The following is a 20,983-nucleotide window of genomic DNA, read 5'->3' on the forward strand; positions in this document are numbered from 1 at the left end:
ACGCAGCGTGGTTGGAGGTATGCGGTACCTGCCGACCACGGGGGCGAGGGAACCTTTCCGCCGTGCGCGCTCGTTGGTTCGGCAGGTGTTCGGCCGCTGCGACGAGAGGTGGACGATGGCTGCGATCCCGACGACTCCGGCGCGTGATGACGGCACACCCGCTCTCGCGGGCGGGCTGACGGTGGAAGTGATCGAGACGTCGACGCTGGGTGACCGCAGCTACGTGGCCTCGGACGGCGAGCTCGCGGTGGTCGTGGACCCGCAGCGGGACATCGATCGGGTGCTCGCGGCGGCGGGGCGGCTCGGGGCGCGCGTCGCGTTGGTGCTGGAGACGCACGTGCACAACGACTACGTCTCGGGCGGCTTGGAACTGTCGCGCCTCACGGGCGCCGAGTACGGGTTGTCGGCCCAGGACGAGCTGCCGTTCCCGCATCGAGGGCTGCGGGACGGCGAGACCCTCGACGTCTCACCCCGACTGCGGGTGCGCGTCGTCGCCACGCCGGGACACACGTTCCACCACCTCTCCTACGTGCTGGAGGGCGACCAGGGGCCGGTCGGGGTGTTCACGGGCGGCTCACTGCTCTACGGCACCACGGGCCGCACGGACCTGCTGGGTGAGGAGCACAGCGAGGTGTTGGCGCGCCGCCAGCACGAGTCCGCGCGCAGGCTCGCCGACCTCCTGCCCGACGGCGCCCGTATCTGGCCCACCCACGGGTTCGGCAGCTTCTGTGCCGCCACGCCCGCCGAGCGTGACGAGTCGACCATCGGGCAGGAACGCCGCAGCAACCCGGCGTTCCGGCTCGCGGAGCACGAGTTCGTGGAGCAGACGCTGGCCGGGCTCGACGCCTACCCGGCGTACTACGCGCACATGGGCGTGCGGAATGCCGCGGGCCCGGAGCCACTCGACCTGCGGCCGCCCACGCAGGCCGAGCCGGAGGAGTTGCGGCGCCGCCTCGACACCGGCGAGTGGGTCGTCGACCTGCGCTCGCGCACGGCGTACGTGAAGTCGCACCTCGCGGGCACGGTGAGCGTCGGTCTCGACGGGCCCATGGCCACGTGGCTGGGCTGGATGATCGACTGGAACGCACCGCTCACCCTGCTCGGGGAGTCGTCGGAGCAGGTCGCCGAGGCGCAGCGGGAACTCGCGCGCATCGGCATCGACCGGCTCGCGGGCGCGGCCACGGGGACGCCGCACGAACTGGCCGTCGATCCGGCGCAGCTGCGGACTCTGCCGGTGGCCACGTTCGCCGATCTCGCCGAGGCGCAGCGGGGTGGGGTGAAGGGCCTTCCCGCTCCGGACGTCGTACTCGACGTGCGGACCCACAACGAGTACCGCTCCTCCCACGTGAGCGGCGCCGTGCACGTGCCGCTGTACGAGGTGAGGCACCGTCTCGACCAGCTGCCGGGCGGTGCCGTGTGGGTGCACTGCGGCAGCGGCTACCGGGCCACCGCCGCGGCCTCGCTGCTCGAACGGGCAGGGCGCACGGTGGTGCTGATCGACGATCACTTCGACAACGCCGCGCGGGCCGGGGTACCGGTGGAGAGCTGACCCACCGTCCGTTGTCGTGGACGTGAGAGGGCCGTCGCACGTGGGGTTCACGCGCGACGGCCCGGGCAGGGATCAGATCACGGACAGTTGGTGGTGCGGGCGAGGTTCTTCTTGCCCCAGTAGACGGGGTTGCCGTCGCGGAACTTGACCTGCTTCACGGCGCCGTTCTGCTTCTGCTCGTAGTGCAGGTGCGGGCCCGTGGACCCACCGGTGCTGCCGACCCGGCCGATCATGGTCTTCTCCGTGACCTTCTGCCCGACCGAGACGTCCTGCGAGCTGAGGTGGGCGTAGAGGGTCTGCCAGCCACTGCCGTGGTCGATAACGATGTAGCGCCCGTACGAGGTGCTGCCCGTGTTGGCGACCTTGGAGACGGTGCCCGGAGCGGAGGAGTAGACCTTCCAGCCGTTGTCTTCCGGGTAGTGGTTGAAGTCGACGGCGTTGGCGGGGCTGTGGTTGGTGCGGGTGCCCGCCTCCCACGTCTCGCCGCACGGGAAGGGCAGCCAGAACTGTCCTGCCGGTGCCGAACCCGGGTTGAACTGGTGCGACGCGTTGTTGTTCTTCAACGTCGCGTTGAGGTTGACCTTCGCGCCCGGTGCGATGTCCTGGTACGCACCGGCGTAGTTGGAGTTGTAGTAGACCCGCACCTTGGTGTTGCTGCGGTTCCACACCGACGCGGCGTCGTTCTTGATGCACAGGCCCTGGCCGTTGCCGGGGCCCTTGTACTCGTAGCACGTGGGTTGCGTGGTGCCGTAGTCGCCGAGGGAGCCCGCGAAGTCCGAGACCGAACCCGAGTGGTTGCTGTTGTAGTAGTAGCAGAACTCGCCGCTCTGGCAGACACCGTCGCGGGCCGCGGCCCCGGCCGGTGTGGCGGAGACCAGGGTGAGGCCCGCCGCGGCGAGTGCGGCCGCGGCCACTCCCGCCGCGGTCTTCTTCCACCTTTTCAGTGTCGGCATTCCGGCTCCTCTCGTGTGGATGGATCACGGCACGGCAGGGCGCGCCCGTTTCACTTCGCTCGCAGGTACTGTTCCCAGGTCACTTTGGACACCTGCGGTCCGTCGTCCGGACCGTTGTTCGCCAGCCCGTTACGGCCGAGGTAGTACTTGCCGACCTGGTTCTGCGCCGGGGTGGAGAGATCGGTGTCGTTCACGGCGATCGCGTGGATGTGCCAGGGCCAGTTGCCCTGACTGGGACTGCGCAACCAGGCCGCGAAGCCCACCTCGCGCAGGGCCCTGACCACGGCGGTTCGCTGCGCGCCGCTCAGGGCTTCGGCGTCGAGGTCGACGGCGCCGCCGCCGTCGTGGGTTCCCGCGGAGGTGGGGTCGTTGCCCGGCGAGTAGGAGCCCTGCTCGACGACGAGGGACACGCCGGAACGCGCCGCGGCCTCCTTGAGCATGCTCACGGTGCGCTGGTTGAAGGGGAAGCCCTGGTAGGTGGTGCGGGCGCCGGGCGACAGTGGTCGGACCAGCGTGTACCGGCCCTCGCCGAGGACGGTGAGCGAGGCGCGGCCGGGCAGGCCGTTGGCCGCCAAACCGCTGTAGCCGAGGGATTCCTGCCACCGTGCGTAGGCGGCGCGGGTCGCCGTCCCGAAGTGCCCGTCCACGTACTGCGCGGCGAGGAGACCGCGGTCGGCCAGTGCCTGTTCGACCAGACGCACGCTCGGACCGGCACCGGGCGTGAGACCCGTGCCGTCCTTCACGGGGTCGCACTGGGCGGCCAGCACGATCTTCTCCATGTCGGCGTTCGGCAGTGCCGCGGCGGCCGATCCGGAGGCGAGCACGGTGGCGGCCGCGGCGGTGGGCAGCACGACGGTGAGGAACTGGCGACGATCGAGGCGCTCGGGCATGGCGACACTGTGGGGTGGCCACGTACATTTTCCGTACAAATCCGGCCGGACCTGCGCTTGCTCCGGTCGGCTGGGCGCGAAGTCGCTGTCACACTCCCTTGCGCAGCAACGACGTGACGGCGGCGCCGGTCTCCCGGTCGAGCGGGCCGGCGGTGCGCAGGCCCAGGGTGCGAGCCAGCGTCCGGCCGTGCACGTCGACGGCCGCTTCGACGAGGTCGCCGAGTGTGCCCGCGGCGGAGGCGGCTCGGCGCCACGCCACGGTGAGTGTGACGACGCCGATCAGCGCGGCGGGCCACCACAGGAGCGCGAGCAGGAGGTAGGCAGCCGCCCAGCCGGCGAGTCGCTGTGCCGCCGCGACGGCGTCGTTCGCGGCCTGCACGGCGCGGCGAGTGTGTTCCGGCAGCACCAGCCACAGCCGGGGCCACGCCGAGGAGAGGTCCAGTCCGTAGTGGTCGAGCACGCGTCGGTCGGCCGCGGCCATGCGGTCGCCCGCGGCGAACGGCGTGGTCGGCCGGACCAAACCGAGGGCGTTGCGTGCCGCGGCTCGCTCCTCGGCTTGCCGGATCAGTCCGGCGGCGGTGTCCGGATCCGCCAGTTGTGCCCGGCCCGCCACGACCGTCGCGTCGCGGAACAGTCGGTCGGCGGCGTCCCAACGGCGGGCCCGGCGTCGGGCCAGCGGCCCCCGCGCCGGGGCGAACCACACGCGGCGGAAAAGGCTCCCCAGCGTGTGGTCCAGAATGCCCAGCACGGCCGCGGCGGCGAGCAGGCCGGCCAGCGCGAGTGCGAGAGTGGCGGCGTTGCGGGCAGCGGGCTCGGCCGCGATCCTCGCGCAGCAGGTCGACCCGGTACCAGTGGGCGTGGCCGAGGCGGGCGGCCGCGATCGCGATCGCCAGGTAGAGCGCGCCGGGCAGCACCAGAAGAGTCAGCCACCGCTCGGCCAGCTTGTTCGCCAGCGTTTCCAGGAACTTGTTCACGACGTCAGAGGCATCCGCCGCAACGGCCGATCCAGGATGCGGCACAGGGGAACGTCGTCGTCGGGCGGCTCGACCCGGAGGCAGGCGTGAGCGGGGCACGCGACCGGCGACCCGGCCGACCTTCAGGAAAGCCTTCGGAGATTGCGGCAGGCGGTGTCGGTTCCCGTGGATGAAGCGACGCACCGGCGGTCTCGGCTGGTGAGTCTCGGCGCCGTCCTGCACCGGGCGTTCCAGGCCACCGGAGACCACGCACTGCTCACCGAGGCGATCGAGTGCTGTCGCCGTGCTCTGGCGGTCACGCCCGTGGGCGATCCGGAACGTCCGGGGCAACTGAACAATCTCGCCGCCGCGCTCCGCGAACGAACGTTGCACCTGGGCGACTTCGACGCGTTGCGCGAGGCGATCGGGCTGCTGCGTGAGGCGGTGGACCTCGCCCCCGACGACCGCGGGCGCGGCCTCCTTCTGAACACACTCGGTGTGGCACTGCAGGACCAGTTCCGGCGTACCTGGGACCCCGCTGTGGCGGACGAGGCGGTGGCGTGCGCTCGCGAGGCGGTCGCACTCGACGTCGGCCGTGGTGAACAGCGGCTCGCTCTCGGCAACGCCCTCACAAAGCGGTACCTGGCGCGCGCTCACGCCGCCGATCTCGCCGAGGCGCTGACAGTGTTGGAGGACCTGCTCGCGCGGTCGAACGAGGCCCTGTTCGTCCGGTCCCGCTGTCTGCATGCCCTCGGACGAGTGTGGCGCCTGGAGTTCGACCGCACCGGCGACCTCGGTGCACTGGACCGCGCCATCACGGCAGCGGGTCGCGCGACGCGCGCCGATCCGCTCGACGACGCCGACCGTGCCGAGTACCGGCGCTTCTTCGCCGAGCTGCTGCTCGTGCAGCACGAGCGCGTCGGCGCTCTGGGCCCGCTGCGGGCGGCGCGCGACACGTTCGCCGCCGCGGCGACGGACGCGGCGAACGGGCCACTGGACCGAGTGCACGCCGCACGGCAGTGGGCCGACGTGGCAGTGCGGCTGGGCGAGTGGCCGACGGCGTTGGACGCCGCCCGGGTGGCGATGTCGTTGCTACCGGAGGTCGCGTCGCGACGGCTCGCGTGGCCCGATCGCGAACGCGGTGTCGCGGAGCTCTCCGGTGTCGCCACCGATGCGGCGGCGTTGGCCGTGCAAGCCGGTGACGCGGGCCTCGCGGTGCGCTGGTTGGAACAGGGGCGTGGGGTGTTGCTCGGGCAGCTGCTGGACGCGCGGAGTGAGGTCGCGGACCTGCGTCGGCGGCATCCTCGCCTCGCCGCACGACTGGCCGACGTGGACGAGGCGTTGGCCGCCCTGGACGTCGCCGTGGCCGGCAGCGATCGACGGCATGCGGTGGCGCGGCGGCGTGAGGAGCTGCTGGCCGAGATCCGCTCGCTGCCCGGGTTCGGGGAGTTCCTGTTGCCGCCGAGCCTGGCTCGCGTCCAGGAGTGGGCGGGCGAAGGGCCGGTCGTGCTGATCAACGTCAGCCGGTACCGGTGTGACGCCCTTGTCCTGGGAAGCGGCCCGCTCGTCGCCATTCCCCTGCCCGCGCTGACGTTAGACGACGCCGTCCGTCACGCCGACCGGTTCGCCGACGCATTGGAGGCGTCCACGACGTTCGGGCGCGAGCACCAGGGCGGCAGGGTGATCACCGGCGTCCTGGAGTGGTTGGACGAGACCGTCACCGGCCCGGTGTTGCGTCGGCTCGCCTGTGACGGTGCCCGGGTGTGGTGGTCGCCCGGGGGACCGCTGGCCGGGTTGCCGCTGCACGCGGCCGGGCGACCCGGCGACGGAGTGCTGGAGCGGGTGATCTCCTCGTACACGCCCACCGTGCGGGCGCTGGGACACGCCCGGGACACCGCGTCGCGCGCAGTCGGCCCGACGGACGTGCTGACGGTCGCGGTCGCGGAACCGGATGCGGCACCGCCGCTACCGCACACCGACGAGGAAGCCGCCGCGATCGGTGAACTCTGGGCGGGAACGGTCCTCACCGGAGCGGACGCGACCGCGGACCGGGTACTCGACGCCCTCGCACGGCACAGCTGGGTCCACTTCGCCTGCCATGGCGCGCACGACGCGGACGACCCGTCGGCCAGCAGGTTGCTCCTGCACGACCGGCCGCTCACGGTGCTGGAGGTGTCGCGGGCCCACCTGCCCGACGCCCGGCTCGCCGTCCTGTCCGCCTGCCACACCGCCCGCGGCGCCCTCCACCTCGCCGACGAGGCGCTCCATCTGGCGGGAGCGTTCCAGATCGCCGGTTACCCCGGCGTCGTCGCCACGCTGTGGCACGTCAACGACACGATGGCGAGGCGCATCGCGGTCGCCTTCCATACCGCGCTGGCCGCGGCCGGCGGGCCACGGGCGCCCGGACACGCGGCGGCGGTGCTGCGCGACGTCCTGCTCCGGTTCCGCGACTACCCGCCGAGTCTGTGGGCCGGATGGGTGCATTCCGGAATCTAGCCGGAGGCAGCGGCGCGGCGTTGTGCCAAGGTGCGTGAGACCCGAAGGGAGCACGCTGTGGGAATCCTGCGGCGGCGACGGAGCCGGAAGCAGCACGACGAGTCAGAGCCGACGGAGATCACGATCACTCTCGACGCCCTGACGTCGGCGTCGTTGCACATGAACGCCACGATCCGACGCCACGGTGAGGACCATCCGGAGTCGATCGAGGCGATGCGGATCGTCGCCTACCACCTGGCACGTGACCCTCGGCGGCAGCAGGACGCGGCCGCCCTGCTCCACCACGTCGCCGGGTTGACCTACGCGAACCTCGGCCCGGACCACCCGGACACGCTCACCGCCGTGTACGAAGCGGGCGACCTGCAGTGTGCGGTCGGCAACCTCGAACTGGCGGAGCAGATGCTGCGGGAGGCGCTGGCCGGACGGGAGAGGGTGCTGGGCCGCGATCACCCGGACACCCTCCTCGCCGCACAGGCCCTCGGTGTCGTGCTCACCGGACTCGGCAGGCCCGCGGAAGCCCAGGCGCTGCACGACGACGTCGCCGAGCGGCGCGAGAGAAGCCTCGGTGCGGGTCACGAGAGCACGTTGATCAGCCGGGGGAAGCGTGCCGACGCGTTGCGGTCCGCAGGAAGGTTCGAGGAAGCGGCCGCCCTGTTCCGTGAGATCGTGGCCGACACCGATCGTGCCTACGGTCCCGACAGCTGGAAAGCCACCGTCGCGCGCAACAACCTCGCCGCCGCGGAGTTCCAGCTCGGACACGCCGAGGCTGCCGCGGACCTGTTCTGCGATGTACTCCGGGCCGCCACGCGACTGCCGGAACGGGAGGGCTTCGCGGCCCGCGTCCGGAGCAATCTGGCCACCGTCCTGTTCGGACTGGAACGGTATCGTGAGGCCGGCGTTCTTCTACGGGACAGCGGCCGAGTGCGAGCGCGTGTTCGGCCCCGACCATCCCGAGACGATCCAGTCGGTGGCGAACGACCTGGAACCCTGCTGACCGACGCCTGGCCAACTTTGACGCCGTGTCCGCGCCCTGGGCACGCGTGTTCGCGCTTCCCGTACGCGTGTCGGCGCTTCCCGTACGTGGGCTTGCCGGGGCGGGGAGCGACGGTGTCCGCGAAGTGCGGACACGCGTGCGCAGACGGCGGACACGCGTGCGCAGACGGCGGACACGCCAGTGGGACGGTGCTACCCGGCGGGTCGGTAGGCGGCCGCCGCGGCCTCGGCGATGGCCTGGTCCTGCTCGCCGGTGCCGCCGCTGACGCCGACGCCGCCGACCACCTGGCCGTCGTGCTGGAGGGGAATACCGCCCGCGAAGACCATCACGCGGCCCTGGTTGGAGACCTGGATGCCGAAGAACTGCTCCCGCGGTTGCGCGTTGTCGGCGAGGTCGCGGGTCTGGATGTCGAACGCGCGGGCGGTGTAGGCCTTGTTGATGGAGATGTCGATGCTGCCGATCCAGGCGCCGTCCATCCGCGCGTGCGCCACCAGATTGCCGCCCGCGTCGACGACCGCGATGTTGGCCGGTTGCCCGATGTCCTGTGCTCGCCGCTCACCCGCTGCGATGACCTCGCGTGCTTCGTCCAGCGAGATCGACGGCAGTGTCCGCATGGCTTCTCCCTCCGCGTTCGGCGGCCGCGTGCCGGCCACCCGACTCCTACCCGTGCGGGGCAGGGCAAAACCCGACACCGTGTCCGCGCTTCCCGCACGCGTGTCTGCACTTCCCGTACGCCGGCTCGCCGGGCAGGGAGCAATCCATGTCCACGAAGTGCGAACACGCGTGCGCAGAGCGCAGACACACGTACGCAGACGGCGGACACGGTGACGCAGACGGCGGCTCGCGCCGCAGCGCACCGTGGCCGGCCGGTCACCGGTTCCAGTGCGTGATACGCCCGTTCGCGCCCGGGTTTCCCGGGCCAGAATGAGGGCATGACGACCCGACCGGACAAACGTGTGCCCGAGACGCTGTCGTTCCCGACGAGCGCTGTCCACGCGGGCAATGAGATCGACGCCGGTTCGGGGGCGATCCGCACCCCGATCATCATGGCGAACTCCTACGCGCTGCCCGAGGATCCGGCGAATCTGAGCTGGTCGGGTACCGACGTCCCCCTCTACACCCGCAACTCGGGCGCCAACCAGCTGGGCCTGCAGAGGAAGCTGGCGGCGCTGGAGGGCGGGGAGGACGCCGTCGTGCTGGCCTCGGGGGTCGCCGCGCTGCACGCGGTGTTCTTCAGCCACCTCCGCACGGGTGATCACGTGGTGGTCGCCGACGTCACCTACGAGGCGACGTGGCGGCTGTTCGCCGAACTGCTGCCCGACCGCTACGGCATCGAGGCCACGTTCGTCGACATGACGGACCTCGACGCGGTGCGCGCGGCTCTCCGCCCCAACACGCGGATCGTGCACGTCGAGGCCATCGCCAACCCGACCACCAAGGTCACCGACGTCGCGGCGGTGGCGTCGATCGCGCACGAGGCGGGCGCGCTGCTGGTCGTCGACTCGACGTTCACCCCGCCGCCGCTGTACCGGCCGCTGGAGGACGGCGCCGACCTGGTGGTGCACTCGCTGACGAAGTACGTCAACGGCCACGGCGACGCGATGGGCGGCGCGGTGATCGGTTCGGCCGAGCTGATCGAGCCGATCAAGAGCGACGCGATGGTCGACGTGGGCGGGGTGATCTCGCCGTTCAACGCGTGGCTGATCACCCGAGGGTCCGTGACGCTGCCGTTGCGGGTGCGCCAGCAGACCTCCTCTGCCGCCCGCATCGCGGCGCGCCTGCGGGAGGATCCGCGCGTCGCCTACGTCGCGTACCCGGGCTTGCCGGACCACCCGCAACACGAGGTCGCGAGCCGGCAGTTCGGCGGTCGCGGCTACGGGGCCATGATGGCGTTCGCCGTCGCCGGCGACCCCGACACGCAGAACCGGTTCGTGGCCAATCTGCGCATCATCACCTCGGCGGTGTCGCTCGGGCACGACGAGTCGCTCATCGTGCACGTCGGCACCGAGGGGCCGCGGGTGGCGCATTACCCGGAGGAGTTCCGCAAGTGGGGTCACCTGCGGTTCTCGGTCGGTTTGGAGGACCCGGACGACCTCATCGCCGACCTGATCGGCGCGCTGGACGAGACCTTCGGGTGAGTCCCATCGACGTCGTGGAGGTGTCGCGATGAAGGTCGCCGTCGTCGGACTCGGCGTGCTCGGGGCGTCCGTGGCCCGCTCGCTGGCCGTGGCGGGTGCCTCGGTGACGGTGCTCGAACGCAGCGAACCGCTCGCGGGCACGTCGGGCACGACCTTCGCCTGGGTCAACTCGCACGGCAAGAATCCGCTGCCCTACCACCAGCTGAACGTCGCCGGCATGCACGAGCACGCCGTGTTGGCGCGCTCGGTGTCCGGTCAGCCCGCGTGGTACCACCGCACCGGGAACCTGGAATGGGCCGGTGACGAGGAGGGTGCGGAGCGGCTCGCGCGGTCGGTCGCGCAGCTGCGCGACCGGGACTACCCCGTGCAGTGGCTCACGCCCGGTGCTGCCCGGGAGCTCGTTCCGGACCTGCGCGTGCCACCGGGAGTACGCTACGTCGCCTATTATCCGACCGAGGGCTACGTGCTGCCCCCGCTCCTGGTCGCGCGACTGTGGGGCGAGGCGCGCGACGCCGGTGCCGAACTCCTCTGCCCTGCGCACGTCGTCGCCGTCACCGAGCGCGGTGACGGCGTCCGCCTCGCCCTCGCCGACGGTGGCGAGGTGCGGGCCGACGCGGTGGTGCTCGCCGCGGGGCGCTGGAGTGACGCCGTGGCCTCCTCGGCCGGACATCGGGTGCCCCTGGCCGATCCGGACGTCGCGGGCTCCGCCACGGTCGGCTTCCTCGGCTGGACCACACCGGTGGCCGCCCGCCTCGACCGGGTGCTGACGACGCCGAACCTCAACGTCCGGCCCGACGGGGGCGGGCGCCTCGTGGTGCAGGGACTGGACCTCGACGCGGACGCCGACCCAGCGCGGCCGCCGACGCCGGACGGGGAGCACGCGCGCACCCTGCTCACGAGACTCGCCGCCCTGATCGACGGCACCGACGGGGCGCGGCTGACCTCGCTGCGGGTGGGGCAGCGCGCTCTGCCCGCGGACGGCCTGCCGGTGTGCGGGTTCCTGGGCGAGCGCCACCGCGTCTACGCGCTCGTCTCGCACAGTGGCATCACGCTCGGCCCGTTGCTCGGACGACTCGCGGCGCAGGAGATCCTGCGCGAGGAGCCCAGCGACCTGCTCGCCGACTTCCGGCCCCAGCGCTGGGACGGAGTCGACCCGGCCGAGCTGCCCGCCCTGCGCCCCGCGCGGTTGGCCGGGCAGCAGTAGCAGTCGGCGTACCGGTGCGGCGGTCAGACGGCTTCGAGGACGAAGAACAGAAAGCACAGGAACGCCTGCCTGTCCGCGAGTTCATCGGGGAACCGTTCGTGCGCGCCCGGTGCGGGCGGCGGCTCGCTGACGACGGCCGTGCGGAATCCGGCCGCGGTGAAGGCGTCGGTCATCGCGTGCAGCGGCCGGTGCCAGTACGTCAGCACGGCCTTCTGACCGTCGAAGGTGTACTCGTCGGACCACTGGCAGGTCGCGAAGTAGTCGGCTTCGGGGTTGACCAGCTTGTAGACGAAGGGGTGGTTGACGGCCATGATCAGCCGACCACGGGGTTTCAGTACCCGCCGCAACTCCGCCAGCGGTGCGGTCCAGTCCTTTAGGTAGTGCAGCACGAGGGCCGAGACGACATCGTCGAACGCCCCGTCGGGGAACGGCAGCGGCTCGCTCAGGTCGGCGACCCGCAGGGACGCGTCCTCGCCCAGCCGTCGCCGGGCCAGCTCCACCATCGCGGCGCTGGCATCGAAGCCGCTGACGACGGCGCCGCGGTCGCGCAGTGCCTCGAACAGGGGGCCGGAGCCGCATCCGGCGTCGAGAATCCGGCGACCGGCCACGTCCCCGGCCAACTCCAGGATCGCAGGCCGGGCGTAGTAGGCGTTGACGAGGCTGTGTTCGTTCTCGGCGGTGTACGCCTCGGCGAAACTGTCGTAGTCGTTGATCGGAGTGTCGGCGGAATCTCCGGTGACTGCGGTCATGCGAGCCAGCCTGGCATGTCCCGTCCGCTCCTCGCTGGGGTTCGGCCGCGCCGGGGCCTATCGTGGCGGGCATGACGTGGGTGAGCGATCTCCGGGAGCAGGTGGAGGCGGCCTACGACGGGCTTGGCCTCCCGTCCTGGCCCGACCCGCATGCCGGGCTGCCCACGACGGCGCAGGAGGAGTACTCGCGCGTCACCGACCCGGAGCGGTACCGCATCGTGCATGCGCGCGCCCAAGTGTGGGTGGACAGCCTCGCCGCGGTACCGGGAGTCCAGGTGGAGCGACTGGCACCGGCTCCACTCGGCGACGGCACGACGCGCCGGTTCGACCGGGGCGTGCGCATCTTCCCGCCCCGGCCGGACGCTCTGCCGTTGCTGCTGCTCGAAGAGGACGCACCGGTGAGCGGCGGGGCCGGTTCGCTCGCGGTGCTGTCCATCGGCGTCGCACGGCCTGAGATCCGGCTGGAACTCGTCCCGGACTGCGGTTGCGATGCGTGCGACTTCGGTTCGGACGACCTCCTCGAGGCGATCGACGGCACGATCGGCAACGTCGTCGACGGGCCGCTCGTGGTGTTGCGGGGCGACAGCTGGAGGGCGTGGTGGCATCCGGAGGGCGGCGCCTCGGAAAGCACGGAAAGCACGGAAAGCACGGAAGACACGGATGGGGCGGACAGCCGGGGGCGCCCGGATCACCGGCTCCTGATGGAGTCGTCCCGACGGATCGCCGCCGGTGAATCCGTTCGGCTGCCGGAAGGTACCGAGGTTCTCGTCGGCCGCTCCTGGTTCGGTTGAGGTGGCGCCTCGGGGGGTGCGCCGGGCGTCCGGTCTGGCTATCGTCCGCTGATCGACACCGACGACACCGACGCAGCCGTCGTGAAGGAGCCGAGATGCCCGCACTGGAGCGCCGGACCTGGGTACCCGCACACGCGGAGTCCCGCGTGCACACCGTGGCCGAGTCGGCGGCGAACGCCCTCCCAGGCGAGTTGCTCGCCGAGCTCGACCGGCTGGTGGGGGAGAACCGCCGGATCCACGACGTCGACTCGATCAACCTCAACCCCGCGACCAACGTCATGAACCCGCGGGCCGAGGCGATGCTGTCGGCCCACCTCGGTTCGCGGCCCTCGCTCGGCTATCCCGGCGACAAGTACGAGATGGGGCTGGAGGCCATCGAGCAGATCGAGGTCATCGCCGCGGAGCTGGTGGCTGAGGTCTTCGGTGCCCGGTATGCGGAGATCCGCGTCCCCTCCGGCGCGATCGCGAACCTGTACGCGTTTGTCGCGACGTGCGAGCCGGGCGACGTGATCATCGCGCCGCCGGCCACGATCGGCGGCCACGTGACCCACCACGCTCCGGGCGCGGCAGGACTGTACCGGCTCGAGATCGTCGACGCCCCGGTGGCCGCCGACGGCTACACCGTCGACGTCGACGCGTTACGCACTTTGGCTCACGCGGTGCGGCCGAAGCTGATCACCATCGGGAGCAGTCTCAACCTGTACCCGCATCCCGTCGCGCAGCTTCGCGGTATCGCCGACGAGGTCGGGGCGAAGGTCCTCTTCGACGCGGCACACGTGTGCGGTCTGATCGCCGGACAGGCGTGGCCGCAGCCGTTGGCCGAGGGCGCCCATGTGGCGACCTTCAGCACGTACAAGAGTCTCGGCGGCCCGGCGGGTGGAGCGGTCGTCACCGACGACGCCGAGCTCGCCGAACGGCTCGACCGCATCGCCCACCCCGGGCTGACGGCGAACTTCGACGCGGGCCGGGTCGCCGCACTGGCCGTGACGATGGTGGACTGGCAGGTCGCGGGACGTGCGTACGCACGCGCGATGATCGAGACCGCGGCGGCGCTCGCCGAGGAGTTGCAACGCGGGGGAGTGCCCGTCTTCGAGGGCGCGCACGGACCCACGCGATCGCACCAGTTCGCGGTGCGCGCATCCCGCTGGGGCGGTGGTCACCGCGCCGCGCAACGCCTGCGCCGGGCCAACGTGCTCGCCTCCGGCATCGGACTGCCCGACCCGCCCGTGCACGGCGACGTGAACGGCCTTCGACTGGGCACGCCCGAACTGGTGCGGCGCGGGATGAGCGCGTGCGACATGGCCGACCTCGCCGGCCTGATCGTCGAGGGGCTCGATCCGGACGTGGAGCCGGAGACGGTCGCACCACGGGTCGCGCACTGGCGAACGCGATTCACCGGCGTCCACTACACCGCCGACCAGCCGTGAGGCCGCCCCCGGCCGAGAGGGACGAGGCCGAGTCCACAGCGGGTCCACTGTGCACTCGGCGGGGGTCACTCCTTCTTGAGCTTGTCCTGCGTCGCCCCCGCCATTTTCTCCATGCTGTTGGGCAACTCCGTGGTCCCGTAGATGCGGGCGTCCGGGTGGGTGGGCGGCGGCATGGGGGCGTTGGTCGTGGGGCCCTCGTGGTAGCTGAACTCGCCCTTGCCGTCGGGCGCGGGACCCGAGGCCCACGGACCTTCGGACGCGTGCTGCCCGTCGCTGAAGTTCAGGTACTGGTACGCGACTTCCCGGTGTTCCTTGTTCAGCGGGAAGTTGCTCGGCACCGGCAGTTCCTCTGTGCCCTGCTCCCGCAGCTCGGCGGCGGCGGCGAGCCACTGGTTCTGGTGCATGGTGTCGCGGGCCAGCAGGAAGGCCAGCATGTCGCGAACGCCGTGGTCGTCCGTCATGTGGTAAAGCCGCGCGACCTGCAGCCGGCCCTGCATCTCGGCGTTGGCGTTCGACGTGAAGTCCGCCAGCAGGTTGCCGCTCGCGGTGACGTAGGCGCCCTGCCACGGGTTGCCCATGCTGTCGAAGGGACGTGCCCCGGCGCCCGCCACGATGGCGTGCTGCATGTCCGTACCACCGACGACCGCGGCGACGGCCGGGTCCGACTGGACGGCCTCCTCCGTGATGCCCAGGGGCGACTTCTCCAGCAGCTGAGCGATCATGGTGGCCAGCATCTCGACGTGCCCGAACTCCTCGGCGCCGATGCCGAAGACGAGGTCGCGGTACTTGCCGGGAATGTGCATGTTCCAGCCCTGGAACATGTACTGCATCGCGACGGTGATCTCCCCGTACTGCCCGCCCAAAACCTCTTGGAGCTTCCGCGCGTACACCGCGTCGGGCTGGTCCGGAGTCGCCTTGAACTGCAGCTCCTGCCGGTGGAAAAACATCAGGGGCTCCCCTTTTCGTCGAGCTGTGGCGGCCGTTGCCAGTGAGCAAACGGGTCATTCCCGTTGCCCTGGCCGCTAAACGGCGCCACGTCGGAAGACGGAAGAACGCGTTGTGGGTGTGTCGAGCACACTGTTACGCTGCGCCCGCGTCCTCGATTGTGGAAACGGAGGTGGGAACGGTGCGTCGACTGTCGTGTTCGCGCTCCCACCCCGTCGCGAGGACGCCGAGGTCCTGATCGGGAGCGCGCCCCGCTACCCGAAAAGGATTCTCACGTGACCGATCTGGTCATCCGCGCGCTCGCCGCAGGCGAGGAAGCGCTCTTCGATTCCCTGCCCGACCCCGGCCTCGTCGGCCTCGCCGCTTTCGGCAAGACCTACCGTGCGATGGCCGCCGCCGGCGAGTACCGCCCTGAGTGGACCTGGGTCGCTCTGCGGGACGATGTCGTCGTCGCCCGCGCTGCCTGGTGGGCCGGACCGCAGGACGACAGCCCGATCGCTCTGGACTGGTTCGACTTCACCGACGCCGAGGCGGCCGTGCGACTGCTGCGCGCCTCGCCGTTGCGCGCCGAGTACTCCCTTCGCCTGCCACCCGGCTGGCGCGACGTCCCAGCCGTCCGGGAGCAGGCCGAGGCCCGGATCGACACGGCCGTCGCCGCGGGACTCACGCTTTTGGTCGAGCGCTTCGCCTACCGCTGGACGCCGGACTGCGGGGTGCCCGCGCGCTCGGGACGCCTCGTCTTCCGTCCCGAGCCCGACGACGCGGTGATCCTCGACGTCTTCCGCCGTATCCATCAGGGGAGCCTCGACGCCCACGTGCGCCGCACCGTCGCGGCGTCCGGACTGGAGGCGGCCGCTCAGGAGGACCTGGACTACCTGCGCTGGTTGCCGAGCCCGCGCGAGTGGTGGCGGCTCGCCTACACCCCAGCCGGCGAGCTCGTCGGCCTGACCGTCCCCGGCCACCACTACTCGGACCCGCTCGTCGCCTACATCGGAGTGGTGCCCGAACAACGTGGCCACGGCTACGCCTACGACCTGCTCGTGGAGGCCACGCACCTGCTCGTCGACGAGGGCGCGGACCGCATCGTGGCGGGGACCGACCAGACCAACGTTCCGATGGCCGCTCACTTCGCGAGGGCCGGTTACCCGGTCGCCCAGGAACGCGTCGACCTGGTGTAGCCCCGAGAAACGGACGGTGCGGGCTCACAGTCCGAGCCCGCACCGTCCGGTGACACGATCACCCCAGCAGGAGCGGGAGGAACAGCACCGCCACGTAGAAGGCCATGAACTGCACGCCCGAGGTCATGCCGAGGAACTTGTTGGCCAGACCACCCACCGCGCCGACGGTGACGCTGATGACGAAACCGAGAAGCCCGCCCTCGTACCACGACACCACCGCGATCAGGGCGACGAACGCGCCGATCAACGCCTCGTGGCTGATGGTGCGGGACACCCACGCGCTGGCCGCTCGCGCGTAGCGCATCGCGAACGGATAGGCGATCAGCCCTGCGAGCAGCACCCCGGCGAGGCTGAAGACCAGGAACTCCCACGAGCTGAGCAGCGTGTGCAGGTTGTGCACGCCGCCCTCGCCCTCGACCGTGTAGACGGGCGGGGCGTTGAACAGCGGTGACGCCGGACCCGCCGCGACCGGGCTGAGCGGCAGCCCGAACGCCACCAGCGGGATCAGCGCCTCGGCGAGGTAGGTCGACTCGGTGGTCCCGTTCTTCACCGCCATCAGCGTGGACAGGCGCTGGTACGGGTGTTTGATGCGCGACCCCACGATCTCGCCGGTGAGCACGGTCGCCGCGACCGGGCTGAGCATGAAGGTCGTCGAGGTGGCTCCCGCGGCCACGACCGTCGTGGTGGCCTGGCGGCGGTTCAGCACGCGCAACGGGTTGGGCCACCACCGGCTGCCGGTCCCCACGTCCGGGGCCAGCCACACGGTGCGGGTGCCGCTGCGCGGCAGCATGTCGCGCCCGGACCTCGACGAGGTCAAAAGCAGATCCACCACGAGCGGCCCGATCGCGATGCCGAGGAAGAAACTGATCGACAGCGACGAGCCGAGCTGGTCGGAGGCCAGCCCGTTGAGCGCCGACACCAGCAGCGCGAACGGCACGATGGCGACGACGCTCGCCCACCGGCCCGGGGAGAAGTAGGCGACGAACGCGGCCGCCACCACGAACACGTACGGCGCGACCGAGGTGATCGTCTCCGCCAGCGGAGCCAACAGCGACGCCACGCCGACCGCGATCGGCACCGAGATCAGCGCCGCGAGGAAGCCCCCGGCGAGCGCCTTGCGCAGGGCGATGTGCGGCGCGCCGAGTCTGCGCAGCGCGGTGGCGTCGTCGAGCAGCGGCACCGCGGTCGTGTCGCCCGGGATGCCCAGGAGCGTGGTCGGGATCGCGTGGGTCATGTGCTTGGCGACCGCGCCCGCGATGAAGAACGTCAGCACGCCCGCGGGCGGGACACCGAGCAGGACCACGAGCAGCGTGATCGGCGCGAGGGTGGACGTCTCGTCCGTGCCCGAGACGAGCCCGATGGCGGCGAAGACGATGGCGCCGAGCAGCCCCATGCCCAGCGCCCACAACACGTCGGCGAGGATCATCTGCGCTCCTCCGTGGACTCCGTGGACTCCGTGGACTCCGTCGGGGCGAGTCCGAGGGACCGCATCTCGTCCTGCACGTCCTTGGGGAGCTCGGCGAACGACTCGGGCGTGCCTCCCATCGCCGCCAGCACCTCCAACGCCTCGGCCCGGTCGGCGGCGTCGTCGTCGGCCAGCACCCGTTTCGGCGGGAACAGCTTCGTGCACACGGCGGCCCCCACGACGCAGCCCGCGAGTCCCACGAGGAGCGCGTACCCGCCGGCGAGGGACGTCTGGTCGAGAGTCGCCTCGAAGACCGCCTCGGACACGAGGTAGGCGGGCAGGCCGATGGCCACGCACACGACCATGGAGAGGGCGAGGTGGCGCAGGTTCACGGCGTCGTTCCACACCATCCGGTACGGCTGGTCCTCCGGTGGCGAGCCGGTCGTGGATGCCGTGTCGGGAGTGCCGTCACCGCTGACGGCAGGCGTTGTGGTCACGGTTCTCCTCTGTTGTGATGGGGCCTGCTGGCACCGTTCGCCGCGAGGGCTTGGACGGTGCGTGAGGGACTGGGGCGGCCGAGCTCGGTGGCGAGCCACGTGCTCGTCTCGACGAGTCGGCCGAGGTCGACACCGCAGTCGATGCCGAGGCCGTTCAGCTGCCACACCAGGTCCTCGGTCGCGAGGTTGCCGGTCGCGCTGCGAGCGTAGGGGCACCCGCCCAGGCCGCCCGCGGAGGCGTCGACCGTGGTGACGCCCCGGCGCAACGCGGTCAGGGTGTTGGCCAGTGCCTGGCCGTAGGTGTCGTGGAAGTGCACCGCCGTGTCCTCCACCGGGACGCCCGCGGCGGACAGCGCGTCGAGCACCGCGACGACCCGCCCGGGCGTGGCGACCCCGATGGTGTCCCCGAGACTGAGTTCGGTGCACCCGAGTTCCCGCAGCCGGGTCGCGACGGCCACGACCTGCTCGATCGGCACCGTCCCCTCCCACGGGTCGCCGAAGCACATGGACAGGTAGCCGCGCACGCCGAGCCCCGCCTCGCGGGCCCGCGCCACCACGGGCGCGAACATCTCCAGCGACTCCGCCACGGTGCGGTTGAGATTGGCCCGGGCGAACGACTCGGTGACGCTCGCGAACACCGCGACGTCGGTGACCCCGAGATCGAGAGCCCGGTCGAGGCCGCGTTCGTTGGGGACGAGCACCGGGAAGCGCACCCCGTCGTGCCGGGGCAGTCGGCGCAGCAGCTCGTCGGCGTCGGCGAGCTGCGGAACCCACCTCGGGTGCACGAGGCTCGTGACCTCCACGGTCGCCAGCCCCGCTTGCACGAGGCGTTCGACGAACTCGGCCTTGACGTCGACGGGCACGTGCGCGGCTTCGTTCTGCAGGCCGTCGCGCGGACCCACCTCCCAGATCGTGACCCGTTCCGGCAGGCCCTCCCACGGCGTCGTCCCGTAGTCGCTCGGCATGGCGTCGTTCCTCTTCCGTCGTGGCAAGACGCGGGTCAGGCGTTCGCCCGCAGCTCGGACAGCACCCGCTCGGCGTGGTCGACCCGCACGGCCTTGTCCGCGACGAGCCGGGCGACGACGGCGGGCAGCTCCTCGGGAGTGGCACCCGCGGTGGTGGCGACGTTGCGCGCGTGCAACGACATGTGACCGCGCTGGATGCCCTCGGTGGCGAGGGCGCGCACGGCGGCGAGGTTCTGGGCCAGCCCGACCGCGGTGACGACCTCGGCGAGTTCCGCGGCCGAGGCCACGCCGAGCACGGACAGAGCCGCCTTGGCCACGGGATGGGCTTTCGTGGCACCGCCCACGAGGCCGACCGCCATGGGCAGTTCGAGGGTGCCCACGAGGTCGCCGTCGGCGTTCTTCTCGAAGCGCGACAACGACGTGTAGTGGCCGGAGGGGGAGATCGCGTGGGAGTGCGCTCCCGCTTCGACGGCCCGCGTGTCGTTGCCCGTCGCGAGGACGACCGCGCTGATGCCGTTCATGATCCCCTTGTTGTGGGTGGCGGCGCGGTACGGGTCGGCCTCCGCGAGGGCGGCGCCGTGCACGATGTCGTCGACCACCGCGGCACCCCCGAGCGCGTCCGCGGCGAAGACCGCCCTGGCGCGGGCGAGCCGGAGATCGGCCTTGTTCGTGAGAATCCGCAGGAGCGTGCGCCCCCCGGCGATCTCGCCGGCCCGGTCCGCGACGGCCTCGGCCATGGTGTTGACCGCGTTGGCGCCCATCGCGTCACGCACGTCGACGTGGAGGTGCGCCACCACGTACGTGCCCGCCCGCGACGGCACCACGCGCACGGTCAGGTCGCGCACCCCGCCCCCGAGCTCCCGCAGCAGCGGGTCCTGGGAGTCGGCGAGCGCGACGAGTTCGTCCCGGTGCTCCAGCAGCCGCAGCCGCGCCGCCTCCGGGTCGGTGACCTCCACGATCTGCACCTGCGCCTGCATGACGGGCGCCGTCGTCGACGTGAAGAACCCGCCGTGGACGCGGGCGATCCGGGCGGCGTTGCTGGCCGCTGCCACGACCGAGGCTTCCTCCGTCGCCATGGGGACGAGCAGTTCGCGACCGTTGACCACGAAGTTCGTCGCGATGCCCACGGGCAGGCCCATGACTCCGACCACGTTCTCGACGAGGCGGTCGGCGAGGTCGACCCGCAGGCCCTGGTCCGGATCGAGCACAGCCAGCGACTCCGGGGCGATGTCGGCGGTCTCCGCGACGGCGGCTCGCCTGGCCTCGACGGAGAGATCGCGGAAACCGGAGATCCGACTGGTGCGGGGCATGGAGATCCTCCCACTGCGATGTGGCTGCTGTGTGGCTGCTGAACTCGCCACACGGTAAGCCGCCCTGGCCCCCAGAGGTATGGACGAAGCGTCCACTTCTGGAGTGGTCAGGGTGTTCCGATGGTGGTGCCCAGCAAGCGCAGGCGGACGGCGATGCCGATGCGGAACAGGTGGTCGGGCTCCTGCCACCGCGCACCGAGCAGCTCGGACACGCGGTCCAGCCGCTGCAGCACGGTGTTCTTGTGCAGGTGCAGCGCCCGGGCGGTGGCCACCGGGCTGCACCGGTTGTCGAGGTAGGCGGCCAGCGTCGGCAGCAGCGCGCTCCCGCGTTCGGCGTCCCACTCCAGCACCGGACCGATCGTCGCGTCGACGAACGCCTGCACGCGCTGTTCACCGGGACCGAACAACGCGGTGTAGGGCAGGTACTCGTCGCTGGTCACGGCACCGTCGCGCAGGCCCAGCGCCGGAAGCACCCGCAGGCACGACTCGGCGGCCTCGCACCTCTCGTGGAGGCCGGTCGCCTGCCCTGTCGCGGCGCC

18 protein-coding genes and 1 pseudogene are annotated in these 20,983 nt (G+C 71.5%); 8 read left to right on the plus strand and 11 right to left on the minus strand.

Translation table 11 applies throughout. The features are described from left to right. Positions 1-115 precede the first annotated feature (115 nt). The gene (locus SACAZDRAFT_RS01290; RefSeq protein ID WP_005437913.1) at positions 116-1,549 is read left to right on the plus strand and encodes an MBL fold metallo-hydrolase; all 1,434 of its coding nucleotides are present in this window, start codon (positions 116-118) and stop codon (positions 1,547-1,549) included. Positions 1,550-1,626: 77 nt separating this feature from the next. On the opposite strand, the gene SACAZDRAFT_RS01295 is transcribed toward SACAZDRAFT_RS01290, so the two are convergent. The 3 genes from SACAZDRAFT_RS01295 to SACAZDRAFT_RS01305 all read right to left on the minus strand — a co-directional run bounded on the left by SACAZDRAFT_RS01295 (position 1,627) and on the right by SACAZDRAFT_RS01305 (position 4,140). Further along, entirely contained in the window at positions 1,627-2,502 is an 876-nt protein-coding gene (locus tag SACAZDRAFT_RS01295) for a peptidoglycan DD-metalloendopeptidase family protein (RefSeq protein WP_005437914.1), read from the minus strand. Between the two features lie 50 nt (positions 2,503-2,552). Beyond that, positions 2,553-3,392 (minus strand): peptidoglycan-binding domain-containing protein, encoded by an 840-nt coding sequence (locus tag SACAZDRAFT_RS01300; protein ID WP_005437916.1) that lies wholly within the window; start codon positions 3,390-3,392, stop codon positions 2,553-2,555. Between the two features lie 88 nt (positions 3,393-3,480). Next, positions 3,481-4,140, minus strand: a complete 660-nt coding sequence (locus tag SACAZDRAFT_RS01305; RefSeq protein ID WP_157606904.1) for a hypothetical protein — start codon at positions 4,138-4,140, stop codon at positions 3,481-3,483. Between the two features lie 391 nt (positions 4,141-4,531). On the opposite strand from SACAZDRAFT_RS01305, the gene SACAZDRAFT_RS01310 reads away from it, so the two are divergent. Both SACAZDRAFT_RS01310 and SACAZDRAFT_RS24100 read left to right on the plus strand, forming a co-directional pair. Then, positions 4,532-6,841, plus strand: a complete 2,310-nt coding sequence (locus SACAZDRAFT_RS01310; RefSeq protein WP_232286329.1) for a CHAT domain-containing protein — start codon at positions 4,532-4,534, stop codon at positions 6,839-6,841. A 213-nt stretch (positions 6,842-7,054) separates the two neighbouring features. Then, positions 7,055-7,588: pseudogene (locus SACAZDRAFT_RS24100) on the plus strand (tetratricopeptide repeat protein); the annotation flags it as partial. Positions 7,589-8,026: 438 nt separating this feature from the next. Here the strand turns inward: SACAZDRAFT_RS24100 and SACAZDRAFT_RS01320 are convergent. Further along, positions 8,027-8,449 carry a GlcG/HbpS family heme-binding protein gene (locus tag SACAZDRAFT_RS01320; RefSeq protein WP_005437923.1) on the minus strand — a complete coding sequence of 141 codons (423 nt, stop codon included), beginning with the start codon at positions 8,447-8,449 and terminating at the stop codon, positions 8,027-8,029. 318 nt (positions 8,450-8,767) lie between these two features. Between SACAZDRAFT_RS01320 and SACAZDRAFT_RS01325 the strand changes: the two genes are divergently transcribed. Then, positions 8,768-9,973, plus strand: a complete 1,206-nt coding sequence (locus tag SACAZDRAFT_RS01325; RefSeq protein ID WP_005437924.1) for a trans-sulfuration enzyme family protein — start codon at positions 8,768-8,770, stop codon at positions 9,971-9,973. Positions 9,974-10,001: 28 nt separating this feature from the next. Then, positions 10,002-11,177, plus strand: coding sequence for an NAD(P)/FAD-dependent oxidoreductase (locus SACAZDRAFT_RS01330; protein ID WP_005437926.1), 1,176 nt, complete (start codon positions 10,002-10,004; stop codon positions 11,175-11,177). 23 nt (positions 11,178-11,200) lie between these two features. Here SACAZDRAFT_RS01330 and SACAZDRAFT_RS01335 read toward each other — a convergent pair whose 3' ends face one another. Continuing rightward, on the minus strand, positions 11,201-11,926 hold the full coding sequence (locus SACAZDRAFT_RS01335; protein ID WP_005437928.1) for a class I SAM-dependent methyltransferase: 726 nt from the start codon (positions 11,924-11,926) through the stop codon (positions 11,201-11,203). A gap of 71 nt (positions 11,927-11,997) precedes the next feature. Here SACAZDRAFT_RS01335 and SACAZDRAFT_RS01340 point away from each other — a divergent pair, with 71 nt between their 5' ends. Both SACAZDRAFT_RS01340 and SACAZDRAFT_RS01345 read left to right on the plus strand, forming a co-directional pair. Then, positions 11,998-12,717 carry a DUF6226 family protein gene (locus tag SACAZDRAFT_RS01340; RefSeq protein WP_005437930.1) on the plus strand — a complete coding sequence of 240 codons (720 nt, stop codon included), beginning with the start codon at positions 11,998-12,000 and terminating at the stop codon, positions 12,715-12,717. Positions 12,718-12,812: 95 nt separating this feature from the next. Further along, on the plus strand, positions 12,813-14,144 hold the full coding sequence (locus tag SACAZDRAFT_RS01345) for a serine hydroxymethyltransferase (RefSeq protein WP_005437931.1): 1,332 nt from the start codon (positions 12,813-12,815) through the stop codon (positions 14,142-14,144). A 65-nt stretch (positions 14,145-14,209) separates the two neighbouring features. On the opposite strand, the gene SACAZDRAFT_RS01350 is transcribed toward SACAZDRAFT_RS01345, so the two are convergent. Then, positions 14,210-15,091, minus strand: coding sequence for a manganese catalase family protein (locus SACAZDRAFT_RS01350; RefSeq protein ID WP_005437932.1), 882 nt, complete (start codon positions 15,089-15,091; stop codon positions 14,210-14,212). Between the two features lie 273 nt (positions 15,092-15,364). Here SACAZDRAFT_RS01350 and SACAZDRAFT_RS01355 point away from each other — a divergent pair, with 273 nt between their 5' ends. Next, complete coding sequence (locus SACAZDRAFT_RS01355) at positions 15,365-16,267, plus strand: GNAT family N-acetyltransferase (protein ID WP_005437933.1); 903 nt, start codon at positions 15,365-15,367, stop codon at positions 16,265-16,267. A 58-nt stretch (positions 16,268-16,325) separates the two neighbouring features. Here the strand turns inward: SACAZDRAFT_RS01355 and SACAZDRAFT_RS01360 are convergent, their stop codons facing one another. The 5 genes from SACAZDRAFT_RS01360 to SACAZDRAFT_RS23525 form a co-directional block, all read right to left on the minus strand. Then, positions 16,326-17,693 (minus strand): tripartite tricarboxylate transporter permease, encoded by a 1,368-nt coding sequence (locus tag SACAZDRAFT_RS01360; protein ID WP_005437934.1) that lies wholly within the window; start codon positions 17,691-17,693, stop codon positions 16,326-16,328. Further along, complete coding sequence (locus tag SACAZDRAFT_RS01365; protein ID WP_005437935.1) at positions 17,690-18,169, minus strand: hypothetical protein; 480 nt, start codon at positions 18,167-18,169, stop codon at positions 17,690-17,692. The genes SACAZDRAFT_RS01360 and SACAZDRAFT_RS01365 overlap by 4 nt, the downstream gene beginning before the upstream one ends. Continuing rightward, positions 18,166-19,134 (minus strand): hydroxymethylglutaryl-CoA lyase, encoded by a 969-nt coding sequence (locus tag SACAZDRAFT_RS01370; protein WP_005437936.1) that lies wholly within the window; start codon positions 19,132-19,134, stop codon positions 18,166-18,168. The genes SACAZDRAFT_RS01365 and SACAZDRAFT_RS01370 overlap by 4 nt, the downstream gene beginning before the upstream one ends. Before the next feature lie 35 nt (positions 19,135-19,169). Then, the gene (locus SACAZDRAFT_RS01375) at positions 19,170-20,444 is read right to left on the minus strand and encodes a hydroxymethylglutaryl-CoA reductase, degradative (protein WP_005437937.1); all 1,275 of its coding nucleotides are present in this window, start codon (positions 20,442-20,444) and stop codon (positions 19,170-19,172) included. 107 nt (positions 20,445-20,551) lie between these two features. Further along, on the minus strand, positions 20,552-20,983 hold a 432-nt coding region (locus SACAZDRAFT_RS23525), incomplete at its 5' end, for a PucR family transcriptional regulator (RefSeq protein WP_005437938.1).

This window comes from Saccharomonospora azurea NA-128 (assembly GCF_000231055.2).
GTDB classification, from domain to species: domain Bacteria; phylum Actinomycetota; class Actinomycetes; order Mycobacteriales; family Pseudonocardiaceae; genus Saccharomonospora; species Saccharomonospora azurea.

Bases quoted from the DNA above. Each gene is read 5' to 3' on its own strand.
- SACAZDRAFT_RS01290 (WP_005437913.1), top strand. From the start codon at position 116: ATGGCTGCGATCCCGACGACTCCGGCGCGTGATGACGGCACACCCGCT.
- SACAZDRAFT_RS01295 (WP_005437914.1), bottom strand. From the start codon at position 2,502: ATGCCGACACTGAAAAGGTGGAAGAAGACCGCGGCGGGAGTGGCCGCG.
- SACAZDRAFT_RS01300 (WP_005437916.1), bottom strand. From the start codon at position 3,392: ATGCCCGAGCGCCTCGATCGTCGCCAGTTCCTCACCGTCGTGCTGCCC.
- SACAZDRAFT_RS01320 (WP_005437923.1), bottom strand. From the start codon at position 8,449: ATGCGGACACTGCCGTCGATCTCGCTGGACGAAGCACGCGAGGTCATC.
- SACAZDRAFT_RS01325 (WP_005437924.1), top strand. From the start codon at position 8,768: ATGACGACCCGACCGGACAAACGTGTGCCCGAGACGCTGTCGTTCCCG.
- SACAZDRAFT_RS01330 (WP_005437926.1), top strand. From the start codon at position 10,002: ATGAAGGTCGCCGTCGTCGGACTCGGCGTGCTCGGGGCGTCCGTGGCC.
- SACAZDRAFT_RS01335 (WP_005437928.1), bottom strand. From the start codon at position 11,926: ATGACCGCAGTCACCGGAGATTCCGCCGACACTCCGATCAACGACTAC.
- SACAZDRAFT_RS01340 (WP_005437930.1), top strand. From the start codon at position 11,998: ATGACGTGGGTGAGCGATCTCCGGGAGCAGGTGGAGGCGGCCTACGAC.
- SACAZDRAFT_RS01345 (WP_005437931.1), top strand. From the start codon at position 12,813: ATGCCCGCACTGGAGCGCCGGACCTGGGTACCCGCACACGCGGAGTCC.
- SACAZDRAFT_RS01350 (WP_005437932.1), bottom strand. From the start codon at position 15,091: ATGTTTTTCCACCGGCAGGAGCTGCAGTTCAAGGCGACTCCGGACCAG.
- SACAZDRAFT_RS01360 (WP_005437934.1), bottom strand. From the start codon at position 17,693: ATGATCCTCGCCGACGTGTTGTGGGCGCTGGGCATGGGGCTGCTCGGC.
- SACAZDRAFT_RS01370 (WP_005437936.1), bottom strand. From the start codon at position 19,134: ATGCCGAGCGACTACGGGACGACGCCGTGGGAGGGCCTGCCGGAACGG.
- SACAZDRAFT_RS01375 (WP_005437937.1), bottom strand. From the start codon at position 20,444: ATGCCCCGCACCAGTCGGATCTCCGGTTTCCGCGATCTCTCCGTCGAG.